At 49.5% G+C, this 17058-nt stretch carries 16 protein-coding genes and 1 pseudogene; 3 read left to right on the forward strand and 14 right to left on the reverse strand.

What is annotated here, in order from left to right; genetic code table 11:
* The first annotated feature begins 454 nt into the window (after positions 1–454).
* A complete protein-coding gene (locus tag VF724_RS12910; protein ID WP_371754669.1) occupies positions 455–619 on the forward strand; it encodes a hypothetical protein in 165 nt (54 codons plus the stop codon).
* 67 nt (positions 620–686) lie between these two features.
* Here VF724_RS12910 and VF724_RS12915 read toward each other — a convergent pair whose 3' ends face one another.
* The 8 genes from VF724_RS12915 to VF724_RS12950 are packed head-to-tail and all read right to left on the reverse strand — an operon-like array spanning position 687 to position 8684.
* The gene (locus tag VF724_RS12915) at positions 687–1478 is read right to left on the reverse strand and encodes a helical backbone metal receptor (protein ID WP_371754670.1); all 792 of its coding nucleotides are present in this window, start codon (positions 1476–1478) and stop codon (positions 687–689) included.
* 15 nt (positions 1479–1493) lie between these two features.
* Entirely contained in the window at positions 1494–2687 is a 1194-nt protein-coding gene (locus tag VF724_RS12920; RefSeq protein ID WP_371754671.1) for a M24 family metallopeptidase, read from the reverse strand.
* A complete protein-coding gene (locus VF724_RS12925; RefSeq protein ID WP_371754672.1) occupies positions 2671–4074 on the reverse strand; it encodes a phenylacetate--CoA ligase family protein in 1404 nt (467 codons plus the stop codon). The genes VF724_RS12920 and VF724_RS12925 overlap by 17 nt, the downstream gene beginning before the upstream one ends.
* 15 nt (positions 4075–4089) lie before the next feature.
* Entirely contained in the window at positions 4090–4827 is a 738-nt protein-coding gene (locus tag VF724_RS12930) for a beta-ketoacyl-ACP reductase (RefSeq protein ID WP_371754673.1), read from the reverse strand.
* Positions 4824–5231 (reverse strand): cobalamin B12-binding domain-containing protein, encoded by a 408-nt coding sequence (locus tag VF724_RS12935; protein ID WP_371754674.1) that lies wholly within the window; start codon positions 5229–5231, stop codon positions 4824–4826. The genes VF724_RS12930 and VF724_RS12935 overlap by 4 nt, the downstream gene beginning before the upstream one ends.
* Positions 5232–5259: 28 nt before the next feature.
* Positions 5260–6966, reverse strand: coding sequence for an acyl-CoA mutase large subunit family protein (locus VF724_RS12940; RefSeq protein ID WP_371754675.1), 1707 nt, complete (start codon positions 6964–6966; stop codon positions 5260–5262).
* Positions 6967–7017: 51 nt separating this feature from the next.
* Complete coding sequence (gene meaB / locus VF724_RS12945) at positions 7018–7965, reverse strand: methylmalonyl Co-A mutase-associated GTPase MeaB (RefSeq protein WP_371754676.1); 948 nt, start codon at positions 7963–7965, stop codon at positions 7018–7020.
* A complete protein-coding gene (locus VF724_RS12950) occupies positions 7962–8684 on the reverse strand; it encodes a FadR/GntR family transcriptional regulator (protein ID WP_371754677.1) in 723 nt (240 codons plus the stop codon). The genes meaB and VF724_RS12950 overlap by 4 nt, the downstream gene beginning before the upstream one ends.
* 236 nt (positions 8685–8920) lie before the next feature.
* Here VF724_RS12950 and VF724_RS12955 point away from each other — a divergent pair, with 236 nt between their 5' ends.
* Positions 8921–10333 carry an MBL fold metallo-hydrolase gene (locus tag VF724_RS12955; protein WP_371754678.1) on the forward strand — a complete coding sequence of 471 codons (1413 nt, stop codon included), beginning with the start codon at positions 8921–8923 and terminating at the stop codon, positions 10331–10333.
* A 59-nt stretch (positions 10334–10392) separates the two neighbouring features.
* Here the strand turns inward: VF724_RS12955 and VF724_RS12960 are convergent, their stop codons facing one another.
* From VF724_RS12960 to VF724_RS12975, 4 genes and pseudogenes are all read right to left on the reverse strand, one after another.
* Positions 10393–10683 (reverse strand): hypothetical protein, encoded by a 291-nt coding sequence (locus VF724_RS12960; RefSeq protein ID WP_371754679.1) that lies wholly within the window; start codon positions 10681–10683, stop codon positions 10393–10395.
* Positions 10617–10796, reverse strand: a complete 180-nt coding sequence (locus VF724_RS12965) for a hypothetical protein (RefSeq protein WP_371754737.1) — start codon at positions 10794–10796, stop codon at positions 10617–10619. Before VF724_RS12965 ends, VF724_RS12960 begins: the two co-directional genes overlap by 67 nt.
* Before the next feature lie 238 nt (positions 10797–11034).
* A pseudogene (locus tag VF724_RS12970) lies at positions 11035–11606 on the reverse strand (glycerol-3-phosphate responsive antiterminator).
* 105 nt (positions 11607–11711) lie between these two features.
* Complete coding sequence (locus VF724_RS12975; RefSeq protein ID WP_371754680.1) at positions 11712–12602, reverse strand: polysaccharide deacetylase family protein; 891 nt, start codon at positions 12600–12602, stop codon at positions 11712–11714.
* A gap of 311 nt (positions 12603–12913) precedes the next feature.
* Between VF724_RS12975 and VF724_RS12980 the strand changes: the two genes are divergently transcribed.
* Positions 12914–15157 (forward strand): type IA DNA topoisomerase, encoded by a 2244-nt coding sequence (locus VF724_RS12980; RefSeq protein ID WP_371754681.1) that lies wholly within the window; start codon positions 12914–12916, stop codon positions 15155–15157.
* 8 nt (positions 15158–15165) lie between these two features.
* Here VF724_RS12980 and VF724_RS12985 read toward each other — a convergent pair whose 3' ends face one another.
* The gene (locus tag VF724_RS12985; RefSeq protein ID WP_371754682.1) at positions 15166–16017 is read right to left on the reverse strand and encodes an MBL fold metallo-hydrolase; all 852 of its coding nucleotides are present in this window, start codon (positions 16015–16017) and stop codon (positions 15166–15168) included.
* A gap of 39 nt (positions 16018–16056) precedes the next feature.
* Complete coding sequence (locus tag VF724_RS12990) at positions 16057–16974, reverse strand: NAD-dependent epimerase/dehydratase family protein (protein ID WP_371754683.1); 918 nt, start codon at positions 16972–16974, stop codon at positions 16057–16059.
* Between the last annotated feature and the right edge of the window lie 84 nt (positions 16975–17058).

Raw genomic sequence — 17058 nt, forward strand, 5'->3', positions numbered from 1 at the left:
ATTAGGGCAGTGAATGTACAGCATTCCATGACCCAGCATACAGGAGGCGCTTTTTGTTTTGCAAACCGCATTTTAATTCATTACAGGAATAGCTCCTTATGTGATTTGTGAAGACACATGTAAGGATAAAGAAAGCAAAACATCGGAATGTGATATAAATCACAGTGGAAATCGGTGTTCGAACATTGTCACACTTCCAAAGCATATTTTGGCATTCTTGATTCAAATCAATTTTTTATGATCGAAAAGTTGTTAATTTATTTCATTAGTCACGGATTTGCTTAAATTGCGCGCTCGAGTGCCGGACACTCTCTCAACAGTGTACAGAACTGGAAAATCTCATCAAAATAAATTTGAATTCTATCATAAGGGGGTAAAAAGACTATTTTAATCACCTCGCTCTCTTTTCTATCATATCTTATCAGTACATGCATGATAGAAGGAGGTGCGCAGCATGCCGAACATTCTTGTAGAATTGGCCTGGCTGGTTGTCCTTGTCCGCAGCGTCTATATGATCATTACAATGGTTACGGGGGCAACAAAACCTTGGTTTCAAATCGTCTTTAATTCCGCATTGGCTGTTATTTCATTGTCTTTTCTCTTACCTTGGTTTCAATAATCAGCGTATATAATGAATCCCCTGCTATGCCGTTATGATAGCAGGGGACCGTTTTTTTTGCTGCTGTTTATATCATCTCTTTCAGAAGAGCATTCAAATAGGCCGGAGTTTTGATCATATGAACCCCATACCAGCTGAAGCTTTCCCCGTCGACCAATACCGGCTTTGCTCCGGGCACCTGTTGGAGAAACTCCTCCTTGTGCTGGTCTTTGAAAGGATAGGGCTCGGAGGATAAAAGAATAAAATCCGGCTTTTCCCTCAGAAAATCCTCAATCGTCACAACCGGATATCTTTCCAGAAGATCCCTAAAAACGTTATTAAATCCGCTCTTTTTGAGAATCGAATCAATGAAGGTGCGGCCTCCTGCAACCATGTACGGATTTCTCCAGATGACATAAGCCGCTCTTCCCGCACGGGACGGCTGAAGATGGCCAAACTGTTCGATGACGGCGCTGGCCATTTTATCCGCCGCCTCTTCACGGTTGCAGATCACTCCCAAATCATGAATCATCTTCAGCGCGTCATCAAAATTCTCAACATTACATGCGTAAACAGGGAAATGTTCAGCCAAATGCTCAACCATATCCTTTGAATTTTCTTCCTTTTCGGCAATGATCAGGTCCGGCTGAAGCCGGGAGATCAACTCCTCTTTAACTTGCTTGGTCCCTCCCACGATTGCGGCTTGTTTGACTTGATCCGCGGGATGAATGCAGTATCTCGTTCGGCCCGCGATTTGTCCGCCAAGGCCCAACGCATACAGCGTTTCGGTAATCGACGGACACAGCGATATGATTTTTCGGGGGGGATACATGAAGGATACCGGCCTTTGCAAATGATCCTGCACGACTTTTAAGGTCAAGCTGATCACCGCCCCCTATCCTATTTCAAAAAGCTCATGCCCGATTGTCCCCAGCAGTTCATAGCCGTTTTCCTTGACTAAAATACTGTCCTCCACCATCACACCGCCGACTCCGGGAATCATAAATTTCGGTTCCACCGTGATGACGGCATTTGCCGGCAGCGGCTCCAGCGCTTTTGGTCCCAATACCGGCCACTCATCGATTTCCAATCCGATGGTATGCCCGATATAAGCGCCCCTGTCCCTTCCGACTCCCATAAAATAATTGTCCAGATTCATTTCTTTTGCGGCATCTACAGCCGTCTCATACAGCTCCTTCCCCGTCACGCCCGCCCTGACCCTATCGATTACACGGAAGTGTAGCTCAACCAATTGCCGCCACAGCTCCTTCTGCGGGTCTGAGGCTTTGCCGATGCAGTAGGTTCTGGCCGTATCGAAATGATAGGAGTTTTTCGCTACACCGTAATCGACAACGACCAGATCCCCTCTCTCCATAACGCGCCCGGACGCGCCCCAAGGAAGGGCGGGATTCATCCCGACACCGGTCACGGTCATGGCATGGCCGGAGACGATCCATGCATTCGGCCCAGAAGCGACAATGCCGCCGCCGGGCAATCCGGCATCCCAACGATGAAACCACACCATCGCATCGCCGCCGTTGGATCTGCAAGCATGCTCCATTGCTGCCGCAACCTGATATTCCGTCTGTCCTGAACGAACCGTTTGCAGGATGGCTTCATGTCCCAATCTCCATAATCTGCCGGCCTCGCGGATTTTTTCAATTTCGTCGGAGGACTTCACCAACCTCTGCTGCATGGCGATATCCGAGAAATTGACGAGTTGGGCGCCACCCAGATCTTTTTGCAAGCGGTCGATCATTTTATATGGCACACAATCCAATTCCGCAGCGATCCTGCTTTCGGCCGACGGGGATAAGCCCGCCTCCTCCAGCAGGTTTAACATGTCCTGAAACGTATTGGCCGGATGGATTCGTTCAATCCATGCGGCCGACTCCGCCATGGAATGGGCGCGGCGGGTAAACAAAATCGGCTCGCCATCCGCGGGCACCCATAGGTTGCTGGGCTGCCCCGTTCCGGCATAATAATAAAGATTTCTCGGCTTTTGAATCAGTGCGGCACTGATTCCCGACGTTCGCAACAGTTCCTGCAAAATATCGATACGCTCTCGATGGTTAACTTCTGAAATCACGTTGATCCACCACCCGTTTCGCTTTGAATTGCGTTCTTTCCAACGTGCCGGCCGGCAGCAATTCCGTCTTGAAGGTAACCCCCGTTTCGCGCTTTAATTCCCGGCCAATTTGGCTGATCAGCTCCTCATTTGCTTTGCTTCCCAATGTCTCGCACTGAATGGTGACTTCATCCATCACACTTTCCCGCGAGACGACCAGTCTGAACTCCTCGCCAAGTCCCTCGATCCGCCTGATCACATTCTCCACCATACTGGCGTAAACATTGACACCGCGCACCGTAATCATATCGTCAATCCGGCCGTAGATTCCTTTGGGCAGGCGCGGATATACACGTCCGCAGGGACACGGCTCGTCGGTCCAAGTCGTCAGGTCTCCGGACCAGTAGCGGATCACAGGCTGGGATGTTCTTTCAAGAGGGGTATAGACCGGTACGCCTTCTCCGCCGTACGGCACCCGCAGCTTCGTATCTTTGTCGACAACCTCCGTATACACCACATCCAGCCACAGATGAACTCCGGTCCGGTGTTCGCATTCCGTGCTGCTCATCCAAGGCGTGGCTTCCGCCATCGTTCCGGAATCAATGCAGATGGCGCCGAACGTTTCTTCGATTTTTCGCTTGGTGGACGGAACGCCGGCGCCCGGTTCGCCGGAAAAGAACATGATTCTAAATCCGAACGCTTTGGGATCCACCCCTTGCTCTTTGGCTTTCTCCGCCAAATACAAGGCATATGAGGGGGTTCCGTAAAATACGGTCGGCTTCACTTCCTTCAGCCATGAAACCGCTTTCTCGGTTTGGCCCGTTTGGCCGGCTCCAAACGGAAACGTTTTGGCTCCCAATCGTTCCGCCCCGATCAGCGCCCCCCAGCTTCCGATATAAAGACTCAGGGGCGAGGCTATAAACACCAGGTCGCTGGGCCGCATGCCGAAGCTCCACATGATCCTCGCGTGCTGGTGCGCAATCCTTTCCCAGTCGTCTTTGCCAAAAGAAAATACCGTAGGCTTTCCCGTTGTTCCCGATGTTCCGTGAATGCGGTGAACCTCCGTATAAGGCACACATACATTGGAGCCGAACGGCGGATGCTCCTCGAGGTCTTCACGAACCTCCGCTTTGGTCGTGATCGGGATTTGCTCAAAATCTTTCAAGCTGTTGATATCGCTGGGATGCAGCCCAATCTTGTTCCACTTTCTTTGATAGAACGGGGAATGCTCATAGGCGTAGTGCACGACATTCTTGATTTTGAACAAAATGATATCATTCAGCTCTTCTTTTGATGCGGTTTCAATTTCTTTATACCAGTATTTTTCCTTGTCCTCAGGCAGATAGCTTTTGTCATATTGCGGCGGCCATTGCTGAAGCACGGTCTTTAACACCGATGTTTGCATCATCTTCTTCCCCTCCTGCTAGATTACGAGTCCGCCGTCTACACTGAGGACGGTTCCGTTAATGTACCCCGCCTCGTCGGAAGCGAGAAACAAATAGGCTGCTGCGATATCCTCGGGTTGACCCAATTTTCTCAAAGGCGTTTTGGAAACCATCGTATCCAATATCTTATGCGGAACTTTGGCCGTCATGTCGGTCATGATGAATCCCGGCGCCACCGCATTGACCCGAATGCCTTTCGGTCCGAACTCTTTGGCCCAGCTCTTGGTCAAGCCGATCACCCCCGCTTTGGTGGCGGCATAATTGGTTTGTCCGATATTTCCGTATAAGGCGACAACCGAGGAAGCGTTCAAAACAACTCCCGAGCCCTGCTCGATCATATGGGGTACAACCGCTTTCGTACAATTGAAAACACCGGTCAAATTGACGTCAATGACTTTTTGCCAGGCTTGCTCTTCCATTTTCATCAAAAGCCCATCTATGGTAATACCCGCATTGTTGATCAAGATGTCTATCCTGCCAAATGCAGCGATTGCCGCTTCGGCCATTGAGCGTGCCTGCTCGGGAGAGGCTACGTCTACCTGGACAATTTTCACGCGGTCGGCTGCATCCCATTCCGACAATGCCGCTTCGGCCCCTTCAAGCTTGAAGTCGCCGATCACAACCCTTGCTCCCTCCTCAAGAAATCTTTGCACAGTAGCTTTTCCGATTCCTCCCAAGCCGCCGGTGACAACGGCAACCTTCCCCGCCAGTCTCATCCGAGCGCCTCCTTCAATGACACTTTTTTTCTGATAAAATCAGCGATGCTGTCAATTTTGGTTTCCGGACCGAAAATTTCGGCAATACCCGCCGCTTTCAGTGCCGGAAAATCCTCTTCCGGGATAACTCCGCCCATCAGCACCAGCACATCATCCATGCCTGCTTCCTTCAGCTGTTGGACGACCTTAGGCCCAAGCGTCAAGTGGTTGCCTCCCAACGTGCTCAAGCCGACGACATCCGCGCCTTCCTGAATGGCCGCATTCACGATTTGCTCCGGGAACTGGTTGCCCAGAAAAACCACTTCCATACCTTTATCGCGCAGCATGCGCGACACCACAAGCGCCCCGCGCCAATGAATATCCAATCCCAGCTTGGCCATGACGACTTTGATTTTTCTTTCCATAGCGTCCTCCTTATGTCCTCACATGAATTTAAACCAACGGAAACTGCCAAAGTCCAAATTCCTCGCGAAAAACTTCCTCAATTTCACCCAATGTGGCATATGCTTCTACCGCTGCTTTGATATACGGCATAAGATTGGTATCTTCATGGCACCTCACGCGCAGCGCTTTCAAAGTTTCTTCCACTTTGGCGTTGTCTCTTCGTTCACGCAGCTTTTTCAGCTTTTCGGTCTGCCTTCTTTCCGCATCCTCCGGATAGCGGAAAACATTCACTTCCGTTTTCTTGCCTCCAGCGGGAAAATAGTTGAGACCGACGATTTTGCGTTGGCCGCTTTCAATTTCCTGCTGGGTTTGATAGGCAAAATCGGCGATTTCGCGGTGCAGCCAGCCGCTTTCCACACAGGCAACCAAGCCGCCCTTCGATTCGATCAGAGCGATGTATGCGCGGATGCGATCGGCCATTTCCTTTGTCATATTTTCCACGAAGTAGGATCCTGCCAGCGGATCGACCGTGTTCGTTACATTCGTTTCGACCTGCAGGATTTGCTGGGTTCTGATTGAAATCAAGGCCGCTTCCTCGGTCGGCGCCGAATAAGCTTCATCGTAAGAGTCAATATGCAGGGATTGCGCACCGCCGAGCACTGCGGCAAGACCCTGGATCGCCGATCGGGCAATATTGTTCAGAGGCTCCACCTTCGTCAGTGTAATTCCTGCAGTCTGTACGTGAAACCGCATTAAATGGCTTTTCGGATGCTGAGCATTGAAGCGTTCGCTCATAATCTCATGATAAACAAGACGGGATGCCCGGCATTTCGCGATTTCTTCAAAAAAATCGTTGAACAAGTTCCAGAAGAAAGACAAGCGTCTGGCGAAATCATCGATCTTATTCCCTCTTCGGATCAGCTCTTCCGATGTGGCGATCGCGTTGGCCAACGCGACGGCAACCTCCTGCACAGCCGTAGTTCCCGCTTCCCGCAAGTTGTAGCCGTTATAGCTGACCGGATTCCAACGGGGAAGGTTCTTGCTGGCATATTCTATGGCATCGCACTGCAGACGGAAGCTCGCTTTCGGGGGAAGCACTTCCAGAGAGCTTCCGACTGTCGTTTCCATCAAAAAATCGTTCTGGTTGGTGCCGGACAGCTTCTCAAGGGGAATCCCCCGCTTCTCCGCCATGGCCACGAACATCGACAGAATCACGACAGTGGTACTGGGCAAATGAGTAACGATATTGGAAGAAACCTGATCAATCGGAATGCCGTCGTATAAAGCTTCCACGTCCTCCAGAGAGTCGATGGCCACGCCCGCGGCGCCGACATGCCCTTCAGCCTCCGGATCATCGGAATCGTATCCGCGGATCGTAGGCAAATCCAGTACCACGCTGGTTCCGGTAGCTCCGTTATTGAGCAGGAATTTAAAGCGCTCATTTGTATCCTCCGGGGTGCCGTAACCGGCGATCTGCCGAACGGTGAACAACCTGCCCCGGTACATGTTGGGGTACACACCGCGCACATACGGCGCCTCACCGGAGAAGCCCAGATCGTTCATGTAATCAAAATCTTTGATATCCTCCGGGGTGTAAAGCAGTTTGACCGGGATTCCGGAGTCGGAGCTGTAGGCGTCTTCCGCCTCATTGTTTTTAACCGTCTGTTCAAGCCAGCGCTTTTTTTCCGCTTCCACCTGTTTCAGAGCCTCGGAATCAAAAAGCTTCGTATGTTGCTTTGCATTGTTTGCGGCCATGCCGTAACCTCCCATTTCTCTCATGAAAATTCGCTTCCGCTTAATAACGATTCATTTGACGATTTCAGCCACAATCGCTTGCGCCGCGGTATAAGGATCCAATCGCCCGTCCCGAACCTCGGCGATACACTGCGCGATCTGTTCATTCGAATTGATATATTCTTTAACCTTGTTCGACAAAAGCTCGTTGATCATGCTGCGCAATCGCTTCCAATTTCGCTCCTGCCGCTTTTTGTCCCATAAGCCGGACTGCTGCAGATGCGCTTTGTGAAGCTCAATCGCCTCTTTCAATTCCAAGATGCCCTTCTTTTGTGTCGCAACGGTTTGCAATATGGCAGGTTCCCAGTCTCCCCTTTCTCTCTCATGGATCATGAGCTGCAGGTCCCGCACGCTTTCACTGGCGCCGGGGCGGTCCGACTGATTGATGACATACAGATCGGCAATCTCCATGATTCCCGCCTTCATCGTCTGGAGCGAATCGCCCAAGCCAGGTACATTCACCAGCACAACCGTATCGGCGATATCCAGCACGTCGTATTCGATTTGTCCGACTCCGACGGTTTCGACGATAATCAGATCTTTACCGAAGCCATCCATCAGACGAATAATATCCGCTGCACTCGCAGCCAGTCCGCCCAAACTCCCTCTGGTGGCCAGGCTCTTGATGAATACATCCGGAAGCTTGGATAATTCCTGCATTCTAATCCGGTCTCCGAGCAGCGCGCCGCCGCTGAACGGGCTCGAGGGATCCACACAGATGACCCCGAGCTTTAGCCCCTGTTCCGCCCAGCTTTTGCACAGCTGTCCGACAAGTGTGCTTTTTCCTGCGCCGGGGGGGCCGGTGATCCCGACAACATGAGCGCCGCCTTTGTTCAGGCCGGCTTGCTTCAACAACTTATAGCTCGAAGACGTCCCATTCTCCACTTCTTTCAAAAGCCTGCCCAACGCGACTCGATCGCCCCGCTTGAATGCTTCAATGAGGTTGTTGATGGAATTCACCTCCGTAAACTCACATACCTGGGGTCAAGCCCCAATTCTCGCTGAGCATAGTTCATATGACCCAGCATTGCGGATTCAGCCTGTTCGGGCAGCTGCTGTTCAATCGCACGATAAATTTCCCAATGCTGCTGTTGAAAACGATTTAGCGTCTCAGTCGAGGAAGCCAGCTTGCTTCTGGTTTCCCGAATCTGTTCCTCAAGCAATCCGGATATCATCTCCATCAGCATGATCATGATTTTGTTTTTGGAGGCTTCGACAATCGAACGGTGGAAATAGAAATCCAATTCGATCTCCCGTTCCTTATTCGCATAGACTTTGTCCATTTTGACCAAATGCTCCTTCAGAACGGACAAATCCTGATCCGACCTGCGCATCGCAGCCAATCGGACGGAATACATCTCGATGACTGTGCGGACCTCATACAGTTCAACCGTATCAATCCCCCTGGATAGGGCAACCAGAGACATGATGTTCTTTAAGTTCTCGGGATCGGCTTGTTTGATGATCGTTCCTTCACCCGACTTTGCTTCGATGATCCCCAGCACATCCAGTACCCTCATCGCTTCCCTTAGTGAAGCGCGGCTGATGCCCCACGTTTCGGACAACTCGATTTCCGTAGGTATTTTCTGGCCGATCTTCAGCTTCTTAGTAATAAGCAAATCCTTGAATTGATCAAGAATTTCTTCAAATATTTTTTTCTGCTTGATAACTTTGAACATCATCCGCCTCCTAAGTCTGTTTGTCAGACAAACAGACTAGAAAATCATTTGCATATATTATAAAAGAGAAGGAACTTTCATTCAATATACTTATTTTTATTTTCTTACTTTTGCGGCTTTCTTATAATTCTTTTTACAAAATCTCTCATATATTAGTATTGATTAAATAAAATAATAATTCTATAATGATGTTATACCCTATAGGGTATATAAATTCGCGAAAGGGGAAATTCTTAATGCTGCTGCGTTATGTTTATAATGACAAGCTTGCACATGCCTCTTACCTTGTCGGCTGCCAGGCTACCGGAGAAGCCATCGTTGTTGATCCTGGGCAAAATATCGAACCGTACCTAAAGCTCGCAAAAGAACAAGGCGTCCGCATCGTTGCCGCCACTGAAACCCATATTCATGCCGATTTTGTATCGGGAGCCAGAGAACTTGCCAAGCGTGAAGGCGCAAAGCTTTATCTGTCCGATGAAGGGGACGAAAATTGGAAATACCAATATTTGAATGATGTTCCCCATCAACTGGTTAAAGACGGCGATACTTTTAAGATCGGCAATCTGATATTTCAAGTGATGCATACACCCGGACATACCCCGGAAAGTATTTCTTTCCTGCTGACCGATACCGGAGGCGGCGCTGACAAGCCGATGGGGATTTTCAGCGGGGACTTCGTGTTCGTAGGCGACGTGGGCCGTCCCGATCTGTTGGAAAAAGCCGCAGGCGTCCAAGGCTCTTCCGATATCGGAGCTCGCCAGATGTTCAATTCCCTGAAGCGTTTCAAGGAGCTTCCCGACTATTTGCAATTGTGGCCGGCCCACGGCGCGGGCAGCGCTTGCGGAAAAGCGCTCGGCGCCGTTCCCTCAAGCACTGTAGGGTATGAAAAAATGTTCAATTGGGCATTATCTTATGAGGACGAGAATGAATTCGTCAAAGCTCTGCTCGATGGGCAGCCTGCTCCGCCGAAATATTTTGCCATGATGAAAAAAGTCAATAAAGAAGGGCCGATGGTAACCGGAGAAATGAATGAACCTCAAATGTTTGAGGCATCCAAGGAGAAAATTGAACAGCTGCTTGACGAACAAGCGGTCATTCTCGATATTCGCTCCAATGCCGCATTTGCCGACGGTCATATTCCGGGTACCCTCAACATTCCGTTGAACAAATCGTTCACAACCTGGGCCGGCTGGCTGCTGTCTTACACTCGGCCGCTGTATGTGCTGGCGGATCCGAATAAGACCGAAGAAATCAAACGTGATCTGTATTCCATCGGTTTCTTTAATATCAACGGCTTTATCGACAGCTCCGTGCTGAAGCAGTACCAAAATCTGCAGACATATGAGAACAAAAAACCCGCAGAGCTTGCGGAAGCCATCCTGAACAACGAAGTCCATGTCATCGACGTCCGCAACGACAGTGAATGGAACGAAGGGCATCTGCCGAATGCGCAGCATATTATGCTTGGATATCTGGAAGATCGTCTGGAGACCGTACCGAAGGACAAAACGATTGTCATGCAGTGCAAAGGAGGCGGACGTTCGGCGATCGCTTCCAGCGTGATGCAGGCGCACGGCATTACGTCCATCATCAACCTTGAAGGCGGATATGACGCTTGGGTGCAGCAAGGATATCGGGTCGAAAATTAATATGACGATTTAACAGCAAAGACCGCTCTCCAAGCTTGATACGGGAGCGGTCTTTTTCATCAATATTGGTTGCGATCAATTGGGCTCCCATTGCGAACCGACTTCATTCCGATATGCAGCTTTTCATAGGTAAAGCCGCTGTCCATTCCCACCAACAAATGGGTCGCTTCCATCGGATCTTTCGTTCTCGCCACGTCAAACCCATCCAGTTCTTGCTCCATCGCGCTTTCGCCGATCAAGAAAATGTTGGCATCCGGATAATTTTCCTGAAAATAAAGCCCTGCTATGTAAGAAGCCGTAATGATTTCACTGCTGCGGTTACCCCCATGCTTTCCAACCTTCTTTGGCAATCCAAACGGGTTTGCGTCGAAGTATTGGTTGCAAACATGATTTGCTTCCCGAGCTTGCGAAGCTGTTCGATTGTGGAAAGAACATCCGGCAGAAGGGTGTTGCCGACAAATATCGTTCCGTCTAGATCAAAGCGTCGATTAACTCAAGATCCACCAAAAGCTTTTCACCCCTTTCAGGAAAAACAAAAGCCTTCACAAGCAACGGCAAAACCAAATAATCCATCGAAGATGGCAGGCTTTGCAATTACTAATGAAGGCATTCTCATCGTCTCATGACCCTGATCAGTTCTTACGTCTTCAATTAACTTCTATAGGATTATATCAAGCTATTATTAAATGATCAATAGATTGTTAGCGGAGTGTTAAAATTGCTCGTTCCACAGGTCCATTTTGCCCAGTGACACCGCATCCGCCGACACCAAGCACTTCCCGGATTTGTTCCCTGGACCGGATCAAGCCGGCCAAGATGATTGGCCGGTCCGTGTATTCTCTTAATTGCGGAATGATTGAAGTCGCGATTCCGGGCATGATTTCAATCGCATCCGGTTCATTTTCGTTAATATTCTTGATCGCGGTTTGAAAGGAAGTCGTGTCAATCAGGAAGATTCGCAGAATCGTTACTAAGCCGAAGCCTTTAGCCGGACGGATCAAATGGCTTTTGGTCGTGACAATTCCGGTCGGTTTTACATATTTCACTAAGAATTGAAGGGCTCCCGGTCATTGGAGAGTCCCTTGATCAGATCCGCGTGAAGCAGCAAAGCTTTTTCTTTCAAATCGATATTTGACATTTCTTCGATCAGGTGATTTAACTTTAAATGCATGAGCAGGATGGCAGAAGCCTTGGACTCAATCGCTGCCGGCACATTCTCCAGCTCGGTCGCCGCAATGATCCGGTTTTTTTGAAGTGTGCTTTGTATTTCCATTTCTCCGCACCTCTTTCATTGGGGGCTGCCCTATGAAAAGAATACTGAAAAAAGTTCTGCAGACAATAAAAATGTATGTTAAATTCTTGTAAATTCATAAGAGTCTCATTGCAAAGGGTAATCTTCCAACCTCACAAATTGATAACCTTCTTTCAATAATCTCGGAACGCCGGCCATAACCCCATCCGCCGTTTGTTTTTCAGGATGATTCATGTGAAAAATAATGATCGAATTCGGACCTGCTTTCGAGAACTGTTTAACAATCTGATTCTTTGAAAACGTCGCCCCCGCATCTCCCAGAACATTGAAATTTACGGGCTGTTCCCCTAGTTCCTTAACAATCTTGACCGCAACTTCATCGTAATAAGCGGTTCCGGAGCGAAAATATTTGGGAGTGCGTCCGGTAAGCTGCTTGATTTTTTGTGAATTGACCCACACCTCGTCAATCACTTCGCCAGCGTTCTTGGTTCCCGGAATGCCGTATGCCGATTTTCCGTTAATGGACAATGGTCTGTGTTCCGTTCCGTGATTTTCGATCTCAAACAATGGGTTCTTCGCAAGCTCCAGAAAGGTCTTCAGATTGGCATCAATCCAACGGCTGTTAATGAATAAAGTAGCTGGAATGCGTTGACTGATCAGATAGTCGATCAATTTGCGGTCATAGCCGTTCCCATTCGTTCCGCCGCAGGCATCGAAGGTTAACGCTACGACTTTCTTATCGGACACCAGATGGGTAAGCACTCCGGGGACATACTCCCCCCACTGCTTGGGCGCTTCATGTTGAAACTGCCGAACGATATCCCGCTTGAGATCTTCGCGTTTTGCCTCATTATGGATTGCCGGTTTTGTCTGGAGCGCTTTATCTGCAGTTTGAATGGGCTTGCTCTCTTTTGATGATGACCGCCATGCTGGTTCTTGACTTGATAACGCGAAAAAAAACATAATTGCCATTGCGGCAGCTGCAGCAGCAAGACCTGCCCAACGAAGCTCCCTCATCATCCTACTTCCTTTCAAAAATCAATTATCTAATCTATATACTATAGCGATATCTTATCATGCGTGAAGCTGGGTTACGATCCTTTTATTTTAATATGTTTTATTTCATTAATATTTAATCTAACTAATTATACATTTCTCTTGAATTGTCATAAATTTGTCACGAAATGTCCGAATTTCGTATATGAATTTTAGATTTTTGTCTTGACATGGCATGAATTGCCGGTTTTTGCGCTTGCCGGGGAAATATTTCTTATGTTTTGCTATACTATCTATGAACGGGATATCAAAGAGTATTGAGAGGATAGGCCATGAAGATACTGGTGATCGCAGAAAAACCGGATATGGGCAGGAATATCGCCGCCGCAATTGAACCGAAGGCGGTCAATAAACGAACGCATATCGAAGGCCAGACATATATCATCACTTGGGCGATCGGCCACCTGATCAGTTTGGCCGAACCGGATAAATACGATGAAAAATACAAGAAATGGAGACTTGAGGATCTGCCTATTCTGCCAGAGCAATTCAAGCTGATTCCGTATCCGAAAACCAGGGATCAGCTGAAAGTCATTGCGGATTTGGCCAAGCATTGCGATCGGATCGTCAATGCTTGCGATGCCGGACGCGAGGGACAATATATTTTCTATCTGATCCAGCGTCATCTCCGGCTTGCCCATCCGGTGCAGCGGCTGTGGATTTCCGACCTGACTCCGGAAACAATTCGTGAAGGATTCGCCAATTTGCGGGACGGTGCCGAATTCGAAAATTTGACGAAAGCCGCGAGAGCCCGCAGCGAGGCTGATTGGCTGATCGGGATGAACGGCTCCCGCGCCTTTACGACCAAGCACAACGTGCTCCTGTCCGTCGGGCGCGTGCAAACGCCGGTATTGGCCTTGATCTATGACCGGCAAAAGCAAATTGAAGCCTTCTCCTCATTGTCATTTTTTGAAGTGAACGCCGTTTTCTCGCAAAACAGCACAATCTACCAAGGACTTTGGCAGGGAGATCGGATTTACGATCGTCGGCAGGCGGAGGCCATCGCGGCCAAAACGGCCGGCCAGCCCGGTCGAATTGCCGAATATGAAATCAAGGAAGCCCGGGAATATCCATTCAAGCTGTACGACCTTACTCTCCTGCAGCGCGAGGCGAACGCAAAATACGGTTTCTCCGCCAAGAAAACACTGGACTTGGCGCAATCACTCTATGAAAAGCACAAGGTCATCTCTTATCCGAGAACCAATTCCAACTATGTCACCGAGCCCAATATTGCCGAAATGCATCGCGCGCTGGAGGCACTGAAGGGCTCGCCCTATGACCGTTTGGTTCGAGGCGCTGATAAGCGGCTCGTACACAAAAATAACTTGAATATATGCAATCCGGCCAAGGTTGAAGACCATCACGCAATCCTGCCGACGAGCAAGAAGCCTGGAAGCCTGTCGTCCGATGAGCAGAAGGTTTATGATTTGATCGTCAGGCGTTTTCTGAGCCACTTCTATCCCCCGGCTTTGTATAAAGTCCATACCGTGCGCACCGAGGCCGTGCAGGAAATCTTTAAAACTACCGTCAAGGAAATTTTGCAGCTTGGCTGGAAGCAAGTATATGCAGATCAGATAAATACGAACGACAGACGAAAGGGAAAATCGGACGACGCGGATTCTCAGGAAGAGGAAGAAACCGATATCCCCTTTGAGCTTGAGCCGAAGACAGGGGTGTTATGCGAGCGGTCCGAGGTCAAAGAAAAGGAGACGCAGCCGCCAAAGCCGTACACGGAAGGCACACTGCTAAAGGCAATGGAAAGCGCCGGCAAGCAGATTGACGATGACGAGCTTCGCGACGCGATGAAGGATTCGGGATTAGGCACACCGGCCACGCGCGCGTCGACGATCGAGCGCCTGAAGCAGGTCGGCTACATTGATATGAAGGGAAAGCGCATCGAGCTCACGCAAAAAGGACGCACCGCGATCGAAGTGATCCGCGGAGCGGGCGTGGAATTGTTGACTTCTCCGGAAATGACCGGGCACTGGGAACGGAGGCTGAATGAAATTTCCAAGGGGCTTGCCGCAGAGAGTGATTTTATGGAGAAGGTCAAACAGTTTGCGGCATTAATTATTCACAAGGTTCGCTCCCAACCCGCTGTTGCAAGAACCGCTTTCGGTGACGGAAATTCGGGTCCGCAAGCCAAACGCTCTTCCCGCAAGCGAGCCGCATCGTCCCAGTCTGCAGAAAATAACCGGAAACCGGGCAAATCCGCCGCCTCCGATACGCAGGCTCCGGCCGCAAACAAAATCGCCGCCTGTCCGAGAAGCGGCTGCGGCGGAACAATTTTTATGGGGCGCAAGGGCTACGGCTGCAGCCATTATAAGCAGGGCTGCAGGTTTGTGATCTGGAAGACGAGCTTTGGCAAAACCCTGTCCGATACGATGGTTAGAGCTTTGATTGAGAAAGGCAGAACGAGTAAATTAAAATTCAAAAACGATGACGGCAGTTCTTACGATGCTCAGTTGATCTTAACCGATCCGGACACCGGCAGTCTGGAAGTGAAGCGTTTATAAGTTTTGCTCTACTCTATCTCGCTAGCCCCGATGTCGCTGTGCGTTTGAAGTTCTTTTTCCATAAGCAGCTGGTTGTTCCTATGGAACTTCCGCTGATTTCTTGGAAAGCGGCAGTCGCTGATCAGCTCGTCAACCCGTTTTTGATCACCGACGGCCAAATACTTCCGCATCTCGTGAATATAGCGCAAGGATTCCAACTGCCTTCGCTTCATTTCGGCTGTCTCCCGGGTGAACTCGCCATGCCCGGGAATCAGCATTTGGAGCGAATGCCGGGCGATGATGCCGTCCAGTTTCAGGAGGCTCTGCTCATATTGTTCGCTGCTGTAATAGATGAACGGAAATTCGACATCCGAAAAGTAATCGCCCGCAATCAGCAGCCCCAGCGGCTCAATCACGATAAACATCCCGTCATCATTATGGCCGGGGGCTTGGTAGAATACGAATCTTGTACCGCCGACAGTATAGGTGTCCCCGTCTGTTTTGGCGAGCACATCCACTTCGGGATACTCGATGCCGTAATCCCGAACTATATAGTAGTCGTCGTCAAACGCTTTAATCTGCTCGACGATTGCCTGCTTCTCCTGTTCTCTTTTCGTTTGGAAGGCCTCGCTCGCGATCACACTGGCTCCCGGGAAAGCCTTATACCCGAGAATATGATCATAGTCGGAATGCGTAAATAAGAGATAAAGCGGCCGTCCATTCAATATCTTATCGGTATGATTCCTGATTTCTTCAACCTCATGCAGCAGCCATGTCGGATCGACAACAACGACCAAGTCTTCCGTTTGGATGACCGCCGATACCGTCATATAAAGAAAACTGCGAAATAAAGCGACGGATTCGTTTTGCCAATAGATCATTCCGCTTTAGCCCCCGTTTCACGCATGACCGGTCAGCCTTCAATAAGGGTTCTTTTCCAGCCATTCCGCATATAATTTGATTCCGCTTTTGATTTCAAAAACCGGCGCGTATCCCAACTCCTGTCTTGCCCTTGTAATATCAAAAGTAGCATAACGATCCAGCAAGGAAAGGCTTCCTTCTCCAACCTCAATGTGCGCATCGGGATACAATTCTTTAACGTAGTCAATTAATTCCGCATAGGAAGTCTTATGTCCGTTCGTGATGGAATATACATACGTTTCCATTGTATCCGCCGTACAGGCCAAAATACAAGCCTGGGCGACATCCCACACATGCACATACTGAAATTCGTAGTCCCGCCCTTCCTCCTCAAGTGTGGGCACTCCGTCGATGGCATTGCGCAGCAAGGTTTTCATATAGCACTGCATAAACTGTCCGGGGCCGTATATCCAACCCGGCCGAAGCGAAGGGATCTCCATGCCGTACAGATTCATGTATCCCCCCGCCAATTTTTCCGTAAACACTTTTGTCGCCCCGTTAACTCCTGTCGGATACAGCGGAACGTCCTCGTTTGCTGTCCCCAGATGGGCATTATTGCCGTAGGCGTATTCGGAGCTTAGATTGACGACGCGTTTGATGCCCAACAGACGAGCCGCCTCAAAAACATTCGCGGTTCCCAGCGCATTGGTCAAGACGGTCTGGTACGGAATCTCAATCGCTGCTGCAGGGTGGGAAATCGCGGCTGTGTGAATGATTCGTTCCACTTTATTCTTCTGTAAGGTTTCCAATAGCAGCGGCAGATCAAGCAAGTCGCCCTGCACGTTGTACAGATGATCGTCTCCCGTTTTGCCGGCCAACCTTCTGTCATAGCTGATAACCCCATGTCCCTGATCCAGAAGCATGGATACCAAGGTGCTGCCTAAAAACCCGAGTCCCCCGGTTACCAAAATTTTCATATGCATCTCCCTCCGTTTATCCCTCAGCATTATTCTCAAGTGATCATCACTATCATGCTCCATCATGCGGCGGAGACATTACTG

Origin of the sequence: Ferviditalea candida (genome assembly GCF_035282765.1) — a bacterium.
Taxonomy (GTDB): Bacteria; Bacillota; Bacilli; order Paenibacillales; family KCTC-25726; genus Ferviditalea; species Ferviditalea candida.